Raw genomic sequence first — 1,869 nt, 5'->3', positions numbered from 1 at the left:
GGCGACGTGCCACAGGCCGAGCGTGAGCGCATCGTCGACCGGCTCCGCACCGGCAACCTCGCGGTCCTGGTCGCCACCGATGTGGCCGCGCGTGGCCTCGACGTGGACCGCATCGGGCTCGTGGTCAACTACGACGTGCCGAGAGAGACCGAGGCCTACGTGCATCGCATCGGGCGGACCGGTCGTGCCGGGCGCACCGGCACCGCACTGATGTTCCTCACGCCCAAGGAGCGACACCGTCTCAACGCCATCGAGCGGGCCACCCGCGCGAAGGTGACCGAGGTGCCGATCCCCACGCCCGCCGATGTCAGCGCGCACCGTGCCGACTCCCTCCTCGCCCAGCTGCCCGAGCGGCTCGGCCGTGGGCGGCTCGAGCTGTACCGGGAGCGGCTCGCGGTGATGCTGGCCCAGAACGGCGGCGACGTGCTCGAGGTGGCGTCCGCGCTCCTCGCCCTCGGTGTCGGTGACGCCGGCCCGCAGCCTCGCGACCGCGACGGCGACGAGTTGCGTCCACACGAGACGTCGTTCGACGACGCGCCGCCTAGCCGGGCCGCTCGCCGGGCCAAGGAGCGCAACGAGGAGCGTGGTTCCTCCAAGCATCACAAGCACTCCCCCAGCCGTGGTGAGCACGGCCGCGGTGGCGGATCCGGCACGGTGTATCGCGTGGACGTCGGGCGCCACCATGGCGTGCGCCCCAACGCCATCGTGGGCGCGCTCACCGGCGAGGGCGGGCTCCGTGGTTCCGACGTGGGCAAGATCGAGATCTTCTCTTCGTTCTCGCTGGTGGAGATCTCCGCACCGCTCTCGCCCGAGAGCAGCCGTCGCATCGGCACGGCTCGCGTGGCGGGTCAGGCACTCAAGATCCGGCCCGACGGCGGTCGGCCCGGCCGCCCGCAGCGCCGCTCGTCGTCGACGCCGCCCTCGCGTCGTCCTCGCCCCCGCGACTGACTCGCGGTCGTCGGGTGATGCTCGACGGCGGTGCTCGGGTGAGGTGGGCCCGTCCCTGCTTCGTTGATTTTCCCCCGCTTCGGGGGAATGTCGGTGGTCGGTGGTGTAGTGGTTCTCATGGATGCTCTCCCTCTGGGATTGGTTGGTGACGGCGCGTTGCGTGCTGCTGTTGCGGCTGATCGTGAGGTGACGCGGATGGAGGGGGTGCGGCTGGATCATCTGGCGCAGTACCTGGGTGAGGTTTCCGAGGAATGGCAGGCGCCGGTACCGGGTCCGGGGGTGGAGCAGGCGGTCCGGTTGGGTGGTCGGGGGACTCCGGTGGTGCCGGAGTTCGCGGTGTGTGAGGTCGCGACCGCGCTGGGGCTGACGCAGCCTGCGGCGACGCGGTTGTGTGCGGAGGTGTTGGACCTGGCGTACCGGTTGCGGCAGGTCGCGGGGGCGGTGCGGTGCGGGCAGCTGTCGTTCGCGCGGGCGCAGGTGATCGCCCACCGCACCCGGGACCTGCCGCTCGAGCAAGCCAGACTGGTCGAGGAACGCCTGTGCACGCCCCGGAACACCGGTGCCGGTCCGGTGCCGATGGCGGCGCAGGTGCCGATGTCGAGGCTGACGAGCGTGACCGATCAGGCCGTGCTCACGGTGCGGGGGCCTCAGAGTGCGGCCGAGGCCGAGCAGCGGGTCGCCGCCTCGCTGTGGGTGCGGATGTCCCCGGCCGAGCCCGGTGCCGCGGATGTCACCGGTCGTCTCGCCGCTGCGGATGCGGTGCGGTTGGACCGGCGTCTGGATCAGATCGCGGGCTGGTTGCAGCAGGTCGGTGATGACCGCCCCAAGCCGATCCTGCGCGCCGTCGCCCTCGGACTGCTCGCCGACCCCGACCTGCTCCGCGCTCTGGACGATCTTCGTCAGCAGCGCGGGCCGGATGGA

Annotated in this window: 2 protein-coding genes; both read left to right on the top strand. The window is 71.8% G+C overall.

What is annotated here, in order from left to right:
- The coding region (locus ACOJSN_RS24850) for a helicase-related protein (RefSeq protein WP_420115164.1) at positions 1-948 on the top strand (948 nt) is incomplete at its 5' end.
- Between the two features lie 195 nt (positions 949-1,143).
- A partial coding sequence (locus tag ACOJSN_RS24845) for a DUF222 domain-containing protein (RefSeq protein WP_420115163.1) occupies positions 1,144-1,869 on the top strand: 726 nt, incomplete at its 3' end.

The sequence above is a fragment of the Pseudactinotalea sp. genome (genome assembly GCF_048594945.1).
Classification (GTDB): Bacteria; Actinomycetota; Actinomycetes; order Actinomycetales; family Beutenbergiaceae; genus Pseudactinotalea.
This window is presented reverse-complemented; position numbering and strand designations above follow the sequence as displayed.